Origin of the sequence: Bradyrhizobium guangzhouense (assembly GCF_004114955.1) — a bacterium.
GTDB lineage: Bacteria > Pseudomonadota > Alphaproteobacteria > Rhizobiales > Xanthobacteraceae > Bradyrhizobium > Bradyrhizobium guangzhouense.
On the sequence record NZ_CP030053.1, the window covers coordinates 519349 to 534668 of the forward strand.

General features: G+C 62.0%; 15 protein-coding genes. 7 read left to right on the forward strand and 8 right to left on the reverse strand.

The annotated features are described in order from the left end of the window. Positions 1-18: 18 nt before the first annotated feature. From XH91_RS02565 to XH91_RS02595, 6 genes are all read right to left on the reverse strand, one after another. Positions 19-978 carry a DUF4357 domain-containing protein gene (locus XH91_RS02565; RefSeq protein ID WP_128949134.1) on the reverse strand — a complete coding sequence of 320 codons (960 nt, stop codon included), beginning with the start codon at positions 976-978 and terminating at the stop codon, positions 19-21. Positions 979-1157: 179 nt separating this feature from the next. Then, positions 1158-1343, reverse strand: a complete 186-nt coding sequence (locus XH91_RS02570; RefSeq protein ID WP_128949135.1) for a hypothetical protein — start codon at positions 1341-1343, stop codon at positions 1158-1160. Between the two features lie 424 nt (positions 1344-1767). Then, the gene (locus XH91_RS02575) at positions 1768-2100 is read right to left on the reverse strand and encodes a response regulator (RefSeq protein WP_245470888.1); all 333 of its coding nucleotides are present in this window, start codon (positions 2098-2100) and stop codon (positions 1768-1770) included. A 58-nt stretch (positions 2101-2158) separates the two neighbouring features. Continuing rightward, positions 2159-2557, reverse strand: coding sequence for a response regulator (locus XH91_RS02580; RefSeq protein WP_128949137.1), 399 nt, complete (start codon positions 2555-2557; stop codon positions 2159-2161). Between the two features lie 476 nt (positions 2558-3033). Then, complete coding sequence (locus tag XH91_RS02590; RefSeq protein ID WP_128949138.1) at positions 3034-3639, reverse strand: glutathione S-transferase family protein; 606 nt, start codon at positions 3637-3639, stop codon at positions 3034-3036. A 52-nt stretch (positions 3640-3691) separates the two neighbouring features. Beyond that, complete coding sequence (locus tag XH91_RS02595; RefSeq protein ID WP_128954689.1) at positions 3692-5011, reverse strand: DUF3422 family protein; 1320 nt, start codon at positions 5009-5011, stop codon at positions 3692-3694. A 262-nt stretch (positions 5012-5273) separates the two neighbouring features. Between XH91_RS02595 and bchI the strand changes: the two genes are divergently transcribed. The 7 genes from bchI (at position 5274) to XH91_RS38650 (ending at position 12821) form a co-directional block, all read left to right on the forward strand. Continuing rightward, positions 5274-6254: a magnesium chelatase ATPase subunit I gene (gene bchI / locus XH91_RS02600; protein WP_206733213.1), complete on the forward strand. Its 981-nt coding sequence runs from the start codon at positions 5274-5276 to the stop codon at positions 6252-6254. Further along, positions 6239-7984, forward strand: a complete 1746-nt coding sequence (locus XH91_RS02605) for a magnesium chelatase subunit D (RefSeq protein ID WP_430648530.1) — start codon at positions 6239-6241, stop codon at positions 7982-7984. The genes bchI and XH91_RS02605 overlap by 16 nt, the downstream gene beginning before the upstream one ends. A gap of 152 nt (positions 7985-8136) precedes the next feature. Beyond that, positions 8137-9099, forward strand: a complete 963-nt coding sequence (locus XH91_RS02610; protein ID WP_128949139.1) for an alpha/beta fold hydrolase — start codon at positions 8137-8139, stop codon at positions 9097-9099. 54 nt (positions 9100-9153) lie between these two features. Beyond that, positions 9154-10053 carry an alpha/beta fold hydrolase BchO gene (gene bchO, locus XH91_RS02615; RefSeq protein WP_128949140.1) on the forward strand — a complete coding sequence of 300 codons (900 nt, stop codon included), beginning with the start codon at positions 9154-9156 and terminating at the stop codon, positions 10051-10053. A gap of 55 nt (positions 10054-10108) precedes the next feature. Then, complete coding sequence (locus XH91_RS02620; protein WP_128954692.1) at positions 10109-11650, forward strand: phytoene desaturase; 1542 nt, start codon at positions 10109-10111, stop codon at positions 11648-11650. After that, a complete protein-coding gene (locus tag XH91_RS02625) occupies positions 11647-12681 on the forward strand; it encodes a phytoene/squalene synthase family protein (RefSeq protein ID WP_128949141.1) in 1035 nt (344 codons plus the stop codon). Before XH91_RS02620 ends, XH91_RS02625 begins: the two co-directional genes overlap by 4 nt. Further along, positions 12678-12821 (forward strand): hypothetical protein, encoded by a 144-nt coding sequence (locus XH91_RS38650; RefSeq protein ID WP_164934045.1) that lies wholly within the window; start codon positions 12678-12680, stop codon positions 12819-12821. The genes XH91_RS02625 and XH91_RS38650 overlap by 4 nt, the downstream gene beginning before the upstream one ends. Here the strand turns inward: XH91_RS38650 and XH91_RS02630 are convergent. Further along, positions 12818-13657 carry a hydratase gene (locus tag XH91_RS02630; RefSeq protein ID WP_245470887.1) on the reverse strand — a complete coding sequence of 280 codons (840 nt, stop codon included), beginning with the start codon at positions 13655-13657 and terminating at the stop codon, positions 12818-12820. The two genes, XH91_RS38650 and XH91_RS02630, sit on opposite strands and share 4 nt — an antisense overlap. Positions 13658-13683: 26 nt before the next feature. After that, positions 13684-15213, reverse strand: coding sequence for a 1-hydroxycarotenoid 3,4-desaturase CrtD (crtD, locus tag XH91_RS02635; RefSeq protein ID WP_128949142.1), 1530 nt, complete (start codon positions 15211-15213; stop codon positions 13684-13686). Positions 15214-15320: the final 107 nt, after the last annotated feature.

A 15320-nucleotide genomic window follows, 5' to 3' on the forward strand; every position in this document is an offset into this window, starting at 1 on the left:
GCAGGCGTGCTCGCCATGTTAGGTGCCCAGGACGAACGGACCCGGGTCGGTAATCGGCACCCACTTGTTGCTGGCGACGTTGGCGCCCGTCACCACCCTCGCGGCGATGGTCGGCGAGGGAAACCAGACCGAGACCGTCAGGCGCTGGCGATCCCTGAGGCCCGGAATATCGGCAAGCACGCCGGCATCCAGCAGCTCCTCCCGGCGGGCGTGGAGGATCGGGTTAACGCTCGGGTTGGTGTCTCGGCGCACCTCCGAGCCCGCCGTGACGACGAAGCCGGCGTCCGCATAGCAGCCGCGGGACCAGAGGTCGCCGTACGCGAGCTGATACTCTTCGGTGCCGGCGGGCCGGGCGAGGACGCCGATCTCGATGGGAACAGCGTCTTCCTCAGAGATCGAGGTGAGCGGCTCGCTCAAGTCCTCCAGCGCCGTGTTCGGGGCCATCGGGTGGTTCTGAAACGCAACGCAGCCAGCATCGAACAAGAGGCGTTCCGCGATCTTGGCCATCTTGAAATAGGTGGTCGCGTGACGCAGAGAGGGGTCGATCGCCTGCGCGCCCGTGCCCTTTTGAACCGTGACAACGCCTGCATCTTCGGCCACACGCGTGAGGTGGGCCTGAAGATACAAAGCCGCCGTCTTGTCGAGCGGGTCGAGGCCACACTTGGTGATTACAAAGACCTCGACGGCGAAGCCCTTGCTCGGATCACAGCTGTGATCGTACAGCCTGCGCCCGATCCGGCTCGATTCGCCCAAATAGATGCGGCGGCGGTTCGAGTGCAAGCCGGAGAGCACGTAGGCCGCCGTCATCATGGCGCGGGCCGGGATGATGTCCCGAACCATCGTCATGGGGAACGCGGTCACCGTGAGACCCGTGAGGTCGTCGATTGCTTCCCGCACGCCGAGGATATCGGAGCCGCTACGGTGGATGAGGGTGGATGTGGCTTCCATCATGGAAGCCGAAGCGCGGAAAAACGACATGACAAAATCCCTTCTCTGCGAGAGGGATCGGTGACCAAGCCAATCGCGATCACGTCATCGACCGTAAGCCGTATGGACATACGGAGACGTTCGCCACCGCGACGCGATGGCGACCGCCAACAGGATCGAAGACGGATCGCGCCGGCTTTTGCGAGCCGGCTAGGCCGATCAATCCGATCTTAGTTGATCGAGGTGACGATGGTGGAGGGCTTGGCCTTCGTGCTCAGGGCACCGCCCGGCTCGGGCGCCGGGTTGCCGATCGCGGTCGACATCGTACCGCCCGGCACGTGGAAATCCGTGCCGGTCATCGAAACAGAGTTGTGGGAGTTCTGCCCCGAATCGGGGCTATAGTTGCGCTTAGCCATGACTGACTTCCTTAGAGTCGGTTGTGGTTAGGCCGTCGTTGGTGCTTCCAACACCAGCGGCGGCCGCCTTCGCAAGGATTGCGATAGCGGATTATGTAGTGCGATCCTCGCTGAGCGCCAGCTCCGGGAGCTCTTATACTTTATATGGTTAACGTTCGTGGGTGACAGGATGCACACTTTGAGCCGTGCAACAATTCTCCTGCAGCAATGCGCAGGATTGAACTGGCTAAAAGCTGAGCGTGTCGGTAGGTGCTGCGCGGCGTTGGGCTTGGACTGGACCGATCGCCCCATTTCACTGAGCGACATGCATATCACCGCCAGATGAAACCATTGACGGGTTGGAACGCGCGTGCTGCTCGATCGACCTGGCCCTGGACCTTCTAACCACGTACCGGCTGCTCTCCGAAGCGGGCAATGGCTGAGTTCACGGCGGGCAGTTTTGCCGCTGAGGCAGCCGCGACAGCGCGGCATCAATCGCTGACTGCAATTCGCCAACCAAGCAGGGCTTTCTCAACACAGGGGTCCCTTGGAATGCAACCGGCACTCCCGATGACCCATACCCGCTAACAAAGAAGAACGGCTTGCCTCGACCTGCAATCTGCGAGGCGATCGGCTCAATCGTGTCGCCGCCTAGGTTTATATCTAGTATGGCGAGGTCGAAGTCCGCGTGAGTTGCAAGGGCAGTGCCCTTCTTGAGGTCGCCCGCTTCCGCAACGACCGAATGCCCCGCCTCTTCGATCATCTCGGCCAACATCATTCGGATAAGAGCTTCATCTTCTATGAGGAGAACCGACGCGGGCACGGATCGCGAAACCTTAGACGGGTCCCGTCTGCTGCGAGCCCGTGTTCAAGAGCTGGGAAACAGCGGCAACCACTTGCGCAGGCGCGAACGGTTTCTGAAGCAGAATGCTGTTTGGTACGCCGAGTACAGGCCACTTATCTGCGGCCCCGCCGGTCATGTAAACCACGGGAAAATGCGGGTCGATCTCACGGGCAGCTCTTGCGATGTCCCAACCATCGAGGCGGCCTAGCAAGTTGACGTCGGTCACAACAGCCCGATACTGCCTGAGGCCGCTCTTCAAGAGCGTAATCGCTTCCTCGCCCGTCTTCACGGTTTCAATGTGGAACCCGCCTTCGGACAGGGCATCCTCAACGATGATTTGGATGGCTTCCTCGTCTTCGATGACGAGAATGATCGGGAGTTCCGTCGCCATGCCTTACCCCTGCTGCTTATTAACCGTTACAAAGTGCACACAGCCGGTTTGTTCCAGCATCGGAACGAACAGCGACGCAATAGGCTAGGAACCCTCGCGCAACGTCTTTGGCATTCGTGCATGTGTCGCATTTCACCTACTTCGTCCGCGAGGCAGCAGCGTCGTCGCTGCGAAAGGCAAAGACGACGACCCAGGACCCCAACATTGCGTCCGGCTTGATCCAGCGAGCGGCCGATCTCGAGGGCTGAACTGAGGCGCCTCCTCCGGGTGACGAAGCAATAGCAGAGAAAAGGTCGAAGCCTCTCACGTGTAACTAAGCTCCTTGTCGCTCATCATAGGGAGCACCGAATCTAATTAGTTACCCGGCGTTCCGTCGAGCTGGGTGAATGACCGCGATGATCAGAAGGCCGAGCGCCCCTGACAACAGTCGGCAGATTGATGTGGATCACGTTACTCGTCACCTTCCTGTCCAGATCTCATTGCGGGAATGGATGCTGCCAGGCATGGAGACTCGCAACCTGATGATACCAATTCTGAATGTGCGGAAACTCGTCTAGAGGAAGCTGAGCTGCTGCAGCGTAGGGAAGCATCGTCGCGATGGAGAAGTCGCAATACGTAAGCTCTCGGCCTAGGACGAAGTTTTTCGATCTCAAGTGATTTTCCAATAGTGAAGAGTACTCTCGGAAAGAACGAGCGGATCTTTCGACTACTGACTGATCCGGACAGCCGTGTAACAGCTGAGGCTTGACCGAATTTTCAAAGTAAAGCGCGGCGCCCGCGTGGGTGAAACATCGCGCATTCCAGGAGAGCCATTGGACAATTTCATGGACCTTGTGAGCGGGCCATAGCTCCGGCGCGAACTCAGAGGCCAAATAGCAGCAGATTGCGTCAGCTTCCCAAAGCGTGACTGGGCCCTCGACAAAGAAGGGGACGTTACCCTGCGGATTCAGCATACGATAGGAAGGGCGGCGATGCTCCCCGGCGGTCAGATCTAAAAAGATGTATTCGACAGGAGCGCCGACATATTGTGCCACCGCGCACGCTAACCTCGGCATCACCGTTTCGGCGTAGTACAGCTTCATAGAGATTTTTCTCGAGTGTCCGGATCCACGCGTCTGGTTCTTAGTTCGCTGCTCACTCTTGAACGCGCTCGAGGATGTGTCGACGGCGGATGCGGTGCAGAATCAGCCAGATCGCGAGCGCAACCACGGGAATTAGCCCGGCCACGGCGACATTCGGGTCGAGCTTGATCCAGCCGCCTTCGTACCCAGCCTTGGCTAGGTAGCTGAGGAGCCCCGTGATGTAATAGGTAATTGCAGCGACCGAGAGGCCTTCTACTGTGGTTTGCAATTGCAGCTGTAGCCGCGTGCGTGCGTTCATCGACTTCAGAAGTTGCTGATTCTGGTGCTCCAGCTCGACATCGACTCGGGTCCGCAGCAGATTGGCCGCTCGCGCGAGCCGAAGCGACAGGTCCGATTGACGCGCGGAGGTGGACATGCAGGTCCGCATTGCGGGCGTCATGCGTCGTGCAAGGAAGGAAGACCAGGTTGGAAAGCCGGCGAGCTTCCGCTCGCCCAGGATTTGAAGCCGCTGCGTCACGATTTCTTCGTAGGCGCGACTGGCGCCGAATCTGAACAGGCTCGCTGCCGCTCCGGCTTCGACGTCCGCCGCCAGCAGCGTCAGTTCATCCAGCATCTGGCTGTTGTCGTTCAAATCCTTGGCCCGGCTCATTCGTGCGGTGACCTCGGCCAGACGATGCTCCGCTCTGCTGATCGAGGGGGAAAGTCGCTGGGCTTCCGGGAGCCCCAGCAGCGCAAGCGTGCGATAGGTTTCGATGTCCAGCAAATGCTGGACGGTGGATCCGGTCTGTTCGGGGCTCATGCTACGGTTGAGAACAAGGATACGCAGAAAGCCCTCGGCGTTGACCTTGAAGTCGGTTGCGTAGAGCGCGTAGTCGTCCAACGTCTCCGCTGCTGCCAGGCTGCTCGTGTCGAAGACCTGGGATAGAATATCGGTGTCGCCGCGATCTTTCATCACGTGTAGATCGACAGCGACGAGCACGGGTCCGGGCTGACGAACCGCTCGCATTGGAGCCGCGATCGACGATGCAGGGGGATGAAAAACACCGGATCTGCTGTCGCCCGGAAGCTCCCAGGTGTAAGTGGTGAACTCGGAGTGCTGCTCCCATCTAAGCTCTGCGCCGCCCAAGCTCACTCTGAAATGCTTGTCTCGTTGCGAGGGAGGCGGAAGCCCCCGCGATTGGCAGAAAGCCGCAAGCTGGTCGCGATCGGCCGCAGCGCGCTCACCGCCCGTATCGAAAGCGAAATGCAGCAATCGCAAGGGTGTCGTGAGGGGATTAAAGGGGCGGGCGTGAACCTCCCCAAGCACGATGGTCCGCCACGGATGCGGCTTCAACCCGTCATCGCCTGATCCAATCATGACGCCGTTGTGCATGATCAAGCATGATGCGAGTTGACAAAACTGTCAATGAAATTTAACGTCAACCTAGATTTACAAAAGGGTCGATCTCGTGTTGGGACGAAGCCCCCAGAGCGACGTGTGCGCAGATTTCGACTCCATCCCGAGCGTAAACGCAGGGACGTCGTCGCCTCCATCCGCCCGAGCTCTTACCCAGTCGGTATCGATTAAGCGGCTGACGCAGACGTCCGCGGCAACGAGAATTTTTCCGTTCTCCGCCATTGTCGGTCAGGACGAGATGAAGCTCGCCTTGTTGATCGCGGCCGTGGATCCGCGGATCGGCGGCGTTCTCGCCTTTGGCGACCGTGGATCGGGGAAGTCGACTGCGATGCGTGCTCTCGCAGCGCTCTTGCCGAGGATGCAAGCCGTGGTGTGCTGCCGCTACAACTGCGATCCCGCCAGTCCATCGTCCTGGTGCGATGATTGCCGGCTGCTTGCCTGCAACGGGAAGCTGAAGTCTCATCGCGTTGCGGTGCCCGTCGTCGACCTGCCGCTCGGGGCAACTGAGGACCGGCTCGTTGGCGCCCTCGACCTCGAGCGAGCGCTCGCACATGGCGAAAAGACCTTCGAGCCGGGACTGCTGGCGCGTGCCAATCGCGGTTTCCTTTACATCGACGAGGTGAACCTGTTGGAGGATCACCTGGTCGATCTGCTGCTCGATGTGGCCGCATCAGGCGAAAATGTTGTCGAGCGCGATGGTCTCAGTATCCGGCATCCGGCCAGGATCGTGCTCGTCGGCACAGGTAATCCAGAGGAGGGCGAGCTGCGCCCGCAATTGCTGGATCGGTTCGGCCTGTCAGTCGAGGTGAAGACGCCGACCGATTTGGCGACCCGAATCGATGTCGTCAAACGGCGGAATGCGTTCGAGACAGATTCGGCCGGCTTCGTCGCGCAATGGGCCAGGGAAGAGACGAAATTGCGCAAGAAGATCCGGTCGGCTCGCGAAAGGCTGGACGCGGTTGGGGTGTCAGATGGCATGCTTGTCGGAGCCGCAAAGCTTTGTATCTCGCTTGGTACTGACGGCCTGCGCGGCGAATTGACACTCATGCGTGCCGCGCGCGCGGTTGCCGCGCTTGAAGGCGCGAAGGCGGTCAATGAAGATCATCTCAAGCGCGTCGCGCCGGCCGCATTGCGTCATCGAATGCGCCACAATTCGTTCGACGAATCCGGCGCAGGCGCGCGCGTGGAGCGCGCGCTCGCCGAATGTTTCGCCACATGAGCCGCGGCGCGCAAAGCTGGTCTGACGCGATGACTGCGGCTGCCTTGTTCGCCGTCGATCCGCTCGGTACTGGTGGCATTTGTGTCCGCGCGGGCCCGGGTCCCGTAAGGGACGGCTGGCTCGCCGTCTTGCGAAGTTGCTTTCCGTCGGCCGTCTCGTTCCGGAAATTGCCGCCCGCAATTTCCGACGAACGGCTGCTCGGCGGCCTCGATCTCGCGGCGACCTTGCACGCGCGGCGTCCTGTGGTCCAACGCGGGCTGTTGGCCGATGCCGATGGTGGGGTCCTGCTGGCCGTCATGGCAGAGCGGCTTTCTTCTGCGACGGTAGCGCATCTGATCGCTGCAATCGATCGCCGCCAGATCGACCTCGAACGCGATGGCATGTCGCGGCGAAGCCCGTCGCGCTTTGGCCTCGTCGCGTTCGATGAAGGTCTCGACGATGAACGCGCGTCCGCCGCGTTGTCCGACCGATTAGCCTTCCAGCTCGATCTTCAGTCGCTCTCCAGGCCGGATGTCACTTCTGAAGAATACGACGTCGACAATGTGATTGCAGCGCGGCGGCGCTTGCCGCGCGTGGACGTCGAGGCCGACGCCGTGGAGGCGCTCTGCCACGCGGCTGGCTCGCTCGGCATCGCATCGCTCCGTGCGCCGTTATTGGCGCTCCGCGTGGCGGTTGCTGCGGCAGCATTCGACGACGACGAAATCGTGCGGCGGGACCATCTGGAGCTCGCCGCACGCCTGGTGCTGTCCCCTCGAGCCACGGCGCTGCCTGCATCACCCGAGCAGGATGCTGAGATGTCGCGCGACCAAGATCCTGAGACGATTGACGACAGGCAGGATCCCGAGGTGCCCATTGAGGACCTGGTTCTCGAGGCAGCAAAGGCCGCCATTCCACCCAATCTTTTCAAGCAATTGCAGGGCGGCAGCCTGCAACGACCTCGCACGATGCGCGCGGGAAAGCAGGGCCTTTCCAAAGCTGGCCCGCGACGGGGCCGTGCAATCGGCGTCCGCCGCGGCGAGTTCGGCGCCGGCAACCAGCTGAATCTGCTGGAAACGCTGCGCGCGGCAGCGCCTTGGCAACCGCTGCGACGGGCCGGCGAAGCGGGCAGCGTAGCCCGCCTGTTGATCCGCAAAGAGGATTTCCGCATCAAGCGCTTCAAGCAGCGTAGCGCGAGCTCGACGATATTCGTCGTTGACGCGTCCGGGTCTTCGGCACTGCAGCGGCTGGCCGAAGTGAAGGGCGCGGTCGAATTGCTGTTGGCCGATTGCTACATACGCCGGGACGAGGTCGCATTGATCGCATTCCGTGGCCGAACGGCACAGTTGATCCTGCCACCGACGCGGTCGCTGACCCGGGTCAGGCGCAGTCTTGCCGCGCTCGCTGGCGGCGGCGGAACGCCGCTGGCGGCGGCTATCGACTCGGCAACCACGCTTGCGGTCGCGGTGCGCAACAAAGGTCAGTCGCCGCTGGTGGTGCTTATGACGGACGGCAGGGCCAACGTGGCGCGCGATGGCTGCGGAGGCCGCGCTGGTGCCGAAATCGAGGCCTATGAAGCTGCGCGGCAATTTTGCGTCACCGGCATCCCGGCCGTCGTCGTCGACACCTCGCCGCGGCCGCAGCCCCAGGCGGAAAAAATCGCCGCAGAGATGAAGGCGCGCTACGTCGCGCTTCCTTACGCCGACGCAACACGGCTGTCGCGGGTCGTTCAGGCAAACATGGCGGTCGGGTAATCAAGAAACAATGGTCGCGAACAAGGTCTCTGGAACGAACGTCGGTCAAGTTGCGTTCCCACTGACTAGTGACAAGTCGTCTTGTCACTGTGGCGCCTCAATGGTGCCACCCGGCCAAGTTTGAGCCCGCCGGGGCAGCGAGAGGACAGTCGATGCAGCAGACCTCGTCCATGGCCAATGCCTCGAATTTTCCAAGAACGGCCGCAATGCCGGCACCGCTCCCGGGGCGGCGTATCGAACTCGCGGATCGGCATACCGGTCAGATCGTGCTCTATGGAGAGCCTGCCACCAGTTCAGGTGCGACGCCACCTCTCTTGCTGGTGCACAGCGTGAACGCGGCGGCGACGGCTTACGAGATGAAGCCGTTATTCGAGCATTATCACGGCCAGCGTGCGGTCTATGCCCTGGACCTTCCCGGTTTTGGCCTGTCCGACCGTTCCGACAGGAAGTATGCCCCGCGCCTGATGACAGATGCTATCCACGCTGCGGTCGACGCCATTCGCCAGGCGCACGGTGATGGCCCCATCGACATCGCCGCGCTGTCGCTGGGATGCGAGTTCGCGGCGCGTGCGGCGACCGAAACGCCGAACGCTGTTCGCAGCCTTACACTGATCAGCCCGACCGGTTTCGATCGGCGTTCCGCCCAGGCCGCGGCGAAAGCGGGCGGCGACGGCACGCGCGCCATGCCGTGGTTGCACGGTCTGTTGAGCGTGCCGCTGTGGAAGCGCGGCTTCTTCTCAGCCCTCACGTCCCGCGCGAGTATCCGCTTTTTCCTGCAGAAGACTTGGGGCGCAAAAGACATCGATGAGGGACTGCTTGAATACGACTACATCACGACGCATCAATCGGGCGCAGAGAATGCGCCATATTATTTCGTATCGGGCTACCTGTTCAGCACCGATGCAATGAAACTCTATCAGAGCCTTTCGATGCCGGTCTGGATGTCCCATGGCGTGCGCGGGGACTTCGTCGACTATGAGCAGAAAGTGAAGGTCGAGGGGTTACCGAATTGGAAGATTTCCGTGTTTCCGACCGGTGCGATGCCTCACTTCGAGAGACCAACCGAATTCGTTGCGCAGTATGAGAAATTCCTGAACGGCTTGGCGGCAAGATGATTTCGTTCCCGAATCCCGTGGATTGAGCGTCGCAGCTTCGTTGGTGACGGCACGATGGGTGCAAAACTATCCTGGCGTGTCGACGGCGCGGATTGGCCCAACCGCGGCGCAAGCCGTTTTGTGGACGCTGCCGGACATCGCTGGCACGTGCAGATCATGGGATCGGGACCGGTCGCGCTGCTTGCGCATGGGACGGGTGCGGCAACGCATTCATGGCGCGCGCTGATGCCGATCCTCGCGCAACACTTCACGATAGTCGCGCCGGATCTGCCGGGGCATGGCTTCACGGAAGCGCCGCCGCGCCATCGCTTGTCGCTGCCCAGCATGGCGCGGGACCTCGCCGCGCTTTGCAGGCAGCTCGACGTCAAGCCGCAGCTTGCCGTCGGCCATTCGGCTGGGGCTGCGATCCTTGCCCGCATGTCGCTCGACCGATCCATTGATCCGGCTTTGATCGTCAGTCTCAACGGCGCCTTCCTGCCGTTCGGTGGCGTGGCGGCGCTCGTGCTTTCGCCGCTTGCCAAGGCGCTGACCTTCAATCCGTTCGTGCCACGGATCTTTGCCTGGCGCGGCAGCGATCCTGCCGCCGTGCACAGGCTCATCGTTGGAACAGGATCGACCATCGACACCGAAGGCGAGCGTCTTTACGGCAAGCTGGTCTCGAGTCCCGAACACGTCACAGCCGCACTCCAGATGATGGCGAATTGGGACCTGCATCCGCTCGTTCGCGACCTCCCCCAACTCGGACCGGATCTCCTGCTGATCGCGGCGTCCAACGATCGTGCCATCCCGGTGGATGTTGCACGAAGAGTTCGAGAAATGCTGCCAAAGGCGAAGCTGGAGTTGGTCCAAGGCTATGGTCACCTCGTGCACGAGGAAGTGCCTGGGCGTATTGCTGCGACAATAGTCGCTGCCGCCGTCCAATCTTGCATCATTGCATTGCAGCACGAATCGTAATTCTGCATTGACGAATTTGGGTGGCCAGATCGTCAATTTAGATTTACAGTTTGATATGCTCGACCTCTCCCCTCGCATCGATGCGCTGCCATTCCGAGCTGACGCCCAACCCCATGCTGTCGTCATCGGCAGCGGATTTGGCGGGTTGGCTGCGGCCGTTCGGTTGGGGGCGCGGGGCTATCGCGTCACCGTGCTGGAAAAGCTCGATGCGCCTGGCGGCCGGGCCTATGTGCACCGTCAGGACGGTTTCACCTTCGACGCCGGCCCCACCATCATCACAGCACCATTCCTGTTCGAGGAGTTGTGGCGGCTGTGCGGACGACGCTTGGCCGATGACGTCACGCTCAAGCCGGTTTCGCCGTTCTACCGCATCCGGTTCGCCGACGGCGCGGTGTTCGACTGCTCCGGTGATGCCGAGGCGATGCGCCAGCAGATCGCATTGGTTTCGCCGGGCGATGTCGCGGGCTACGAGAATTTCCTGAAAGCCAGTGAGGCCATCTTCAAGGTGGGCTTCGAGGAGCTGGGCGACGTGCCGTTCGACTCCTGGACAGCTATGGCGCGCATCGTGCCGGCGATGCTTCGCCTCAAAAGCTACCGCACGGTTTATGATTTCGTTGCGTCCTACATAAGCGACGAGCGGCTCCGTATCGTGCTGAGCTTTCATCCGCTCCTGATCGGCGGCAATCCCTTCACCACAACGTCGATCTACTGCCTGATCGCTTTCTTGGAACGGCGCTGGGGCGTACATTTTGCGCTCGGCGGAACCGGCCAACTGGTCACTGGACTGGTGCGCTTGATCGAAGGACAGGGCGGCGCTGTCCGCTGCGGGGAGGAGGTCGCCGAGATCCTGACGCAGCAAGGCATAGCCACCGGCGTCAAGCTTGCGAATGGCCAAACACTGCAGGCCGACATCGTCGTCTCGAACGCCGATTCCGCCTGGACCTACAAGCATCTGCTTCCGAGCATCGCGCGCAAGCGCTGGACGGATCGGCGAATCGATCGCGCCCGCTACTCGATGAGCCTGTTCGTCTGGTATTTTGGCACGCGTCGCCGCTACGACGATATCGCGCATCACACAATCCTGCTCGGCCCGCGCTATCGCGGGCTGCTCGACGACATATTCGAACGCAAGGTGCTGGCTGAGGATTTCAGTCTCTATCTGCACCGGCCCACGGCAACCGATCCCTCGCTCGCTCCGCCCGGCTGCGACGCGTTTTACGTGCTGTCGCCGGTGCCGCACCTCGAAAGCGGCGTCGACTGGTCAGTCCAGGCAGAGACTTATCGGCAGAGGATCGCGCGAGCGCTCAGCGAAACGGTCTTGCCGAATCTTGACCGTGAGATCGTCACCTCGCGGCTCCTGACCCCGCAGGATTTCCAGGATCGGCTATCATCCCATCGCGGGGCGGCCTTCGGGCTCGAACCGATCCTCACGCAAAGTGCATGGTTTCGCCCGCACAACAGAAGCGAGGAAGTCGAGCGTCTGTTCCTCGTCGGTGCAGGCACGCATCCCGGCGCCGGACTGCCCGGCGTTTTGTCGTCGGCACGCGTCCTCGACGAGATTGTCCCGGATGCCAAAAAGTTGGAGAGGATCGCGTGATCGCAGCTTCCGACATCGTTGCCTGCAGGAAGCTGCTCCGCGGCGGCTCGCGAACCTTTTACGCAGCCTCGCTGGTGTTGCCGCGTTCCGTGAGCGATCCCGCGATCGCGCTCTATGCCTTTTGCCGGCTCGCCGATGACGCCGTCGATGTTGATGGTGGCCGGTTCGACGCTGTCAATCGGTTGAGCGAGCGTCTGGACCGAGCCTATGCCGGTCAGCCATTCCCATTGCCAGCCGATCGCGCCTTTGAAGAGATGGTCGCCCGTTTCGCTATTCCCAGAGCGTTGCCGGAGGCCCTGCTCCAAGGGTTGGCTTGGGACGTCGAAGGCCGCCGCTATGAGACTCTGGAAGATCTTCTGGACTACGCCGCGCGGGTTGCGGGCGCGGTCGGTGCGATGATGTCCTTGTTGATGCGCCGGCGCGAACCAGCCGTCGTCGCGCGGGCCTGCGAACTCGGTATCGCGATGCAGCTCACCAACATCGCGCGCGATGTCGGCGAGGATGCACGGGCCGGCCGGCTTTATCTTCCGCAGCAGTGGCTGCGCGAGGCAGGAATTGATCCCGAGGCGTTTCTGGTCGATCCGCATTTCGACGTGCGCGTCGGCGAAATCATTGGCCGGTTGCTGACCGTCGCCGAAGGTTTTTATCGGCGATCAATCGCTGGCATCGGCGCATTGCCGGTGTCCTGCCGCCCCGGCATCCATGCCGCGCGCTTGATCTATGCCGAGATCGGCCGCGAACTGGAGCGCGGAGGTCTCGATTCGATTTCGCGCCGCGCGGTCGTGTCCGGCTCCCGGAAGCTTCGGCTGATCGCCGACGCGCTCTTGCAGTCTCTCGGCGGGCACGACTTGGTCAGCGACCATATTGAACCCGCAGTTCGTTATCTGGTGGATGCGGTCGCAGCATCCCAACCCGCGGTTATTCTGCCGCAGAGCCGGCGGAAGGGTGCGGTCGAGCAGGCCGTGTGGATGCTCGATTTGTTCGAGCGGCTCGAACGTCGGGACCAGCTGCTGCGTGCCGGTGACGCATGAGCGAACTGGGCGGGCTCGTCGAGCTCTGCCTCGTCGCGATGTTTGCCCTCGGCTGGGGTCTGCTGGAATGGCAGGGGCGTCGACTCGATCGCAAGCGCGCCGAGCGCGAAGCAGCCGAAACACCCGCTGACGATCGCTAAGTCAACCTGCGTGGCATGCGAAACGGAAGCATCGCCTGCACGATCGGCATGCGGAACCGATCGAGCGAGAGGCTTTCGTGCATCATGTCGACCGTCTCGCCAAGCAAGGTCGCCGACAATTGTGAGCGCGCGTAGAACGGGGCATCCTCCAGTGTCCGCGCAACGGTGGCGATCTGCTGCGCATCGCCGCGTGCCGTCCGCGGGACACGCCAACCCGTCGGACGCAATGTGGCTCGAGGCAGCGGCTCGAGCTGTTCTACCTTACCCTTACGGTCGAAGCGCAGAGCAAGAGACGAGCCGTCCTGATTGCGCCCCACCGTGTCATAGGAGATGATGGTTTCTCTGCGCAGAGCAGCGCGCGACCACTCCCAGTTGCGGAATTCTAGCTCGAGCGGCACGGCGCCATAGTTCATGTCGAAATAGCCGTCGCCGAGCCAGCGGATGGCGGGATTTTGGAAGTCGACCTGGACTCGAGAGCAGGGGGCGATCGGGTGCCAACAATGACGTCCTGCGGCGTCGAGCGCGAAGGCATCGCTGGTCAATGCGGACGGATAGGCTCGGACGACGCCCCGCAAACGATGTGGAAATGGAGCGGCCACTTCGTCGATCCGAAACGTCAACGCATCGCCGTCCCAATCGACCGAGCTCGGGCCGATGACGAATTCACGCTTGGTGCGGCCGATCGCATTGCGGCCGCGCTCGGTCATGGCCCAGTGCTTCCGCCGTTCGCCATAGAGTGCAACATTCAACGCGCAATGATTGAGCGGGTCGCCGCGGCCTACGCGGCGAGCGAGCGCATAATAGGGCGAGAAGACGCTGCCGACGAAGGCGATCAAGGTGATGCCCTGCTTGCCGTCGCTGCTCAGCGCATCGACGTACCACCACGCATAGCCGTTTTGCGGGACGGCGCGGTCGAAGCAAGGTCCGCGATCAGGCTCGCCGCCGCCATCCGGCCCGAGAGTGCCGCCATCGGCACTCCCGGCCCCGGATGAGCGCTCCCGCCCGCCAGGTAAAGCCCTGGAAGTTTCGTTCGCGCTCCCGGCCGCTGGAACGATGCCATCCAGCCGTGAGAGCTTCGGCCGTAAAGCGCGCCGCCCGTCCCCGGAAACATCCGGTTGAAGTCGGTCGGGGTCGTGACTTCCGTGAACTCCGGAACTGCCTTGATGGTGAGACCGCACCGCTCCAACATTCCGAAGGTCCGCTTCATGCATGGGCTGATCTCTGCTGGCTCAAATGGATGGCGGTCGCCGATCGCCGGCGCATTCGCGAGGATGAACAAGCGCTCCGGTCCCCCATCTGTTGATGGCTCATTGCCTCGGTCCTGCGCGCAGACGTAGACGGTCGGCTCGTTGGGCATCTGACGGCGACCGAAAATACTGTCGAATTCGGCAAGATAGTCGCGCGAGAAGAACACCGAATGGCGCAGCAGGGGAAATCCGCCTGCTTCGGCGACACAACTCCATGTCATGGCAGAAAGCGAGCGCGCCTTGATGGGAATGATAGCCGTCGTTCGCGCCGCGTCGGCCCCGAACAGACCATTCGCCAGGGCCGCCACGTCGGCCGTCATGACGACACAGCCGGCCGCGAAGCGCTCGCCATTGGCCAACGCGACACCGGATACCCGGCCGGATTGGACGATGATGCGTGATACATCGGTGCAATAATGGAATTGGACGCCGCGGCGAGCCGCGATTTCAGCCATGATCGAAGCGATGCGATGCATGCCGCCATCGACCGCCCAGACGCCGGCGCTTTCGACATGGGCGACCAGCATCAGCGTCGCCGGCGCCTCGAATGGTGACGAGCCGCAATAGGTCGCGTAACGGCCAAATAGTTGCTGCAGGCGCGGGTCGCCAAAATACCCGCCGAGCGCCTTCCAGAACGTCTGGAAGGGCCTGATGGCCAGCAGATCGCGAAAGCCGGAATTGCGGAACAAAGACGTCATGCTTGGTGCCGGCGCGGAGATGAACGGTCCCTTGAGCACGTCGAAAATTTTCTTCGCATCGGCGCTGAAAGCCCTAAAGCCCTCGGCATCGGTGCGGCCCGCGAAGCTGCCGATGGCATCTGCCGTGCGTTCTTGATCGGAGAAGAGATCGAGCTGACTGCCATCGGTCCAGGCGTGGCGTGCAAGTACGCTCAGCGGCTGGAGCGAGAAGTGATCGTCGAGCCGCTCGCCGAACGAATCGAACAATTCGTCGAACACCCAGCGCATGGTGAAAACGGTGGGACCACTGTCGATTCGCCGCTCGCCGACGACAGCCTCCCGCATCTTGCCGCCAGGGCGGCCGGCGCGCTCCACAACGATAACTTGCAGCCCCCGGGCGGCCAGCGAAAGAGCGGCGGTAAGTCCCGCGACTCCCGCCCCAATCACGACCACCCGTTGGCTGCTCATCGCGCGCCTCAGAACAATCCACTTGCAGTCCGGCAGTATCCGTCTATTCTAATTGACATGTCAAATGTCAATTAAAGATGACATTTGAGTGGGACCCTTAGCGGGAG

Bases quoted from the DNA above. Each gene is read 5' to 3' on its own strand.
- XH91_RS02620 (WP_128954692.1), top strand. From the start codon at position 10,109: ATGCTCGACCTCTCCCCTCGCATCGATGCGCTGCCATTCCGAGCTGAC.
- bchI (WP_206733213.1), top strand. From the start codon at position 5,274: ATGAAGCTCGCCTTGTTGATCGCGGCCGTGGATCCGCGGATCGGCGGC.
- XH91_RS02570 (WP_128949135.1), bottom strand. From the start codon at position 1,343: ATGGCTAAGCGCAACTATAGCCCCGATTCGGGGCAGAACTCCCACAAC.
- XH91_RS02590 (WP_128949138.1), bottom strand. From the start codon at position 3,639: ATGAAGCTGTACTACGCCGAAACGGTGATGCCGAGGTTAGCGTGCGCG.
- XH91_RS02580 (WP_128949137.1), bottom strand. From the start codon at position 2,557: ATGGCGACGGAACTCCCGATCATTCTCGTCATCGAAGACGAGGAAGCC.
- bchO (WP_128949140.1), top strand. From the start codon at position 9,154: ATGGGTGCAAAACTATCCTGGCGTGTCGACGGCGCGGATTGGCCCAAC.
- XH91_RS02595 (WP_128954689.1), bottom strand. From the start codon at position 5,011: ATGCACAACGGCGTCATGATTGGATCAGGCGATGACGGGTTGAAGCCG.
- XH91_RS02575 (WP_245470888.1), bottom strand. From the start codon at position 2,100: ATGATGTTGGCCGAGATGATCGAAGAGGCGGGGCATTCGGTCGTTGCG.
- crtD (WP_128949142.1), bottom strand. From the start codon at position 15,213: ATGAGCAGCCAACGGGTGGTCGTGATTGGGGCGGGAGTCGCGGGACTT.
- XH91_RS38650 (WP_164934045.1), top strand. From the start codon at position 12,678: ATGAGCGAACTGGGCGGGCTCGTCGAGCTCTGCCTCGTCGCGATGTTT.
- XH91_RS02610 (WP_128949139.1), top strand. From the start codon at position 8,137: ATGCAGCAGACCTCGTCCATGGCCAATGCCTCGAATTTTCCAAGAACG.
- XH91_RS02605 (WP_430648530.1), top strand. From the start codon at position 6,239: ATGTTTCGCCACATGAGCCGCGGCGCGCAAAGCTGGTCTGACGCGATG.
- XH91_RS02565 (WP_128949134.1), bottom strand. From the start codon at position 978: ATGTCGTTTTTCCGCGCTTCGGCTTCCATGATGGAAGCCACATCCACC.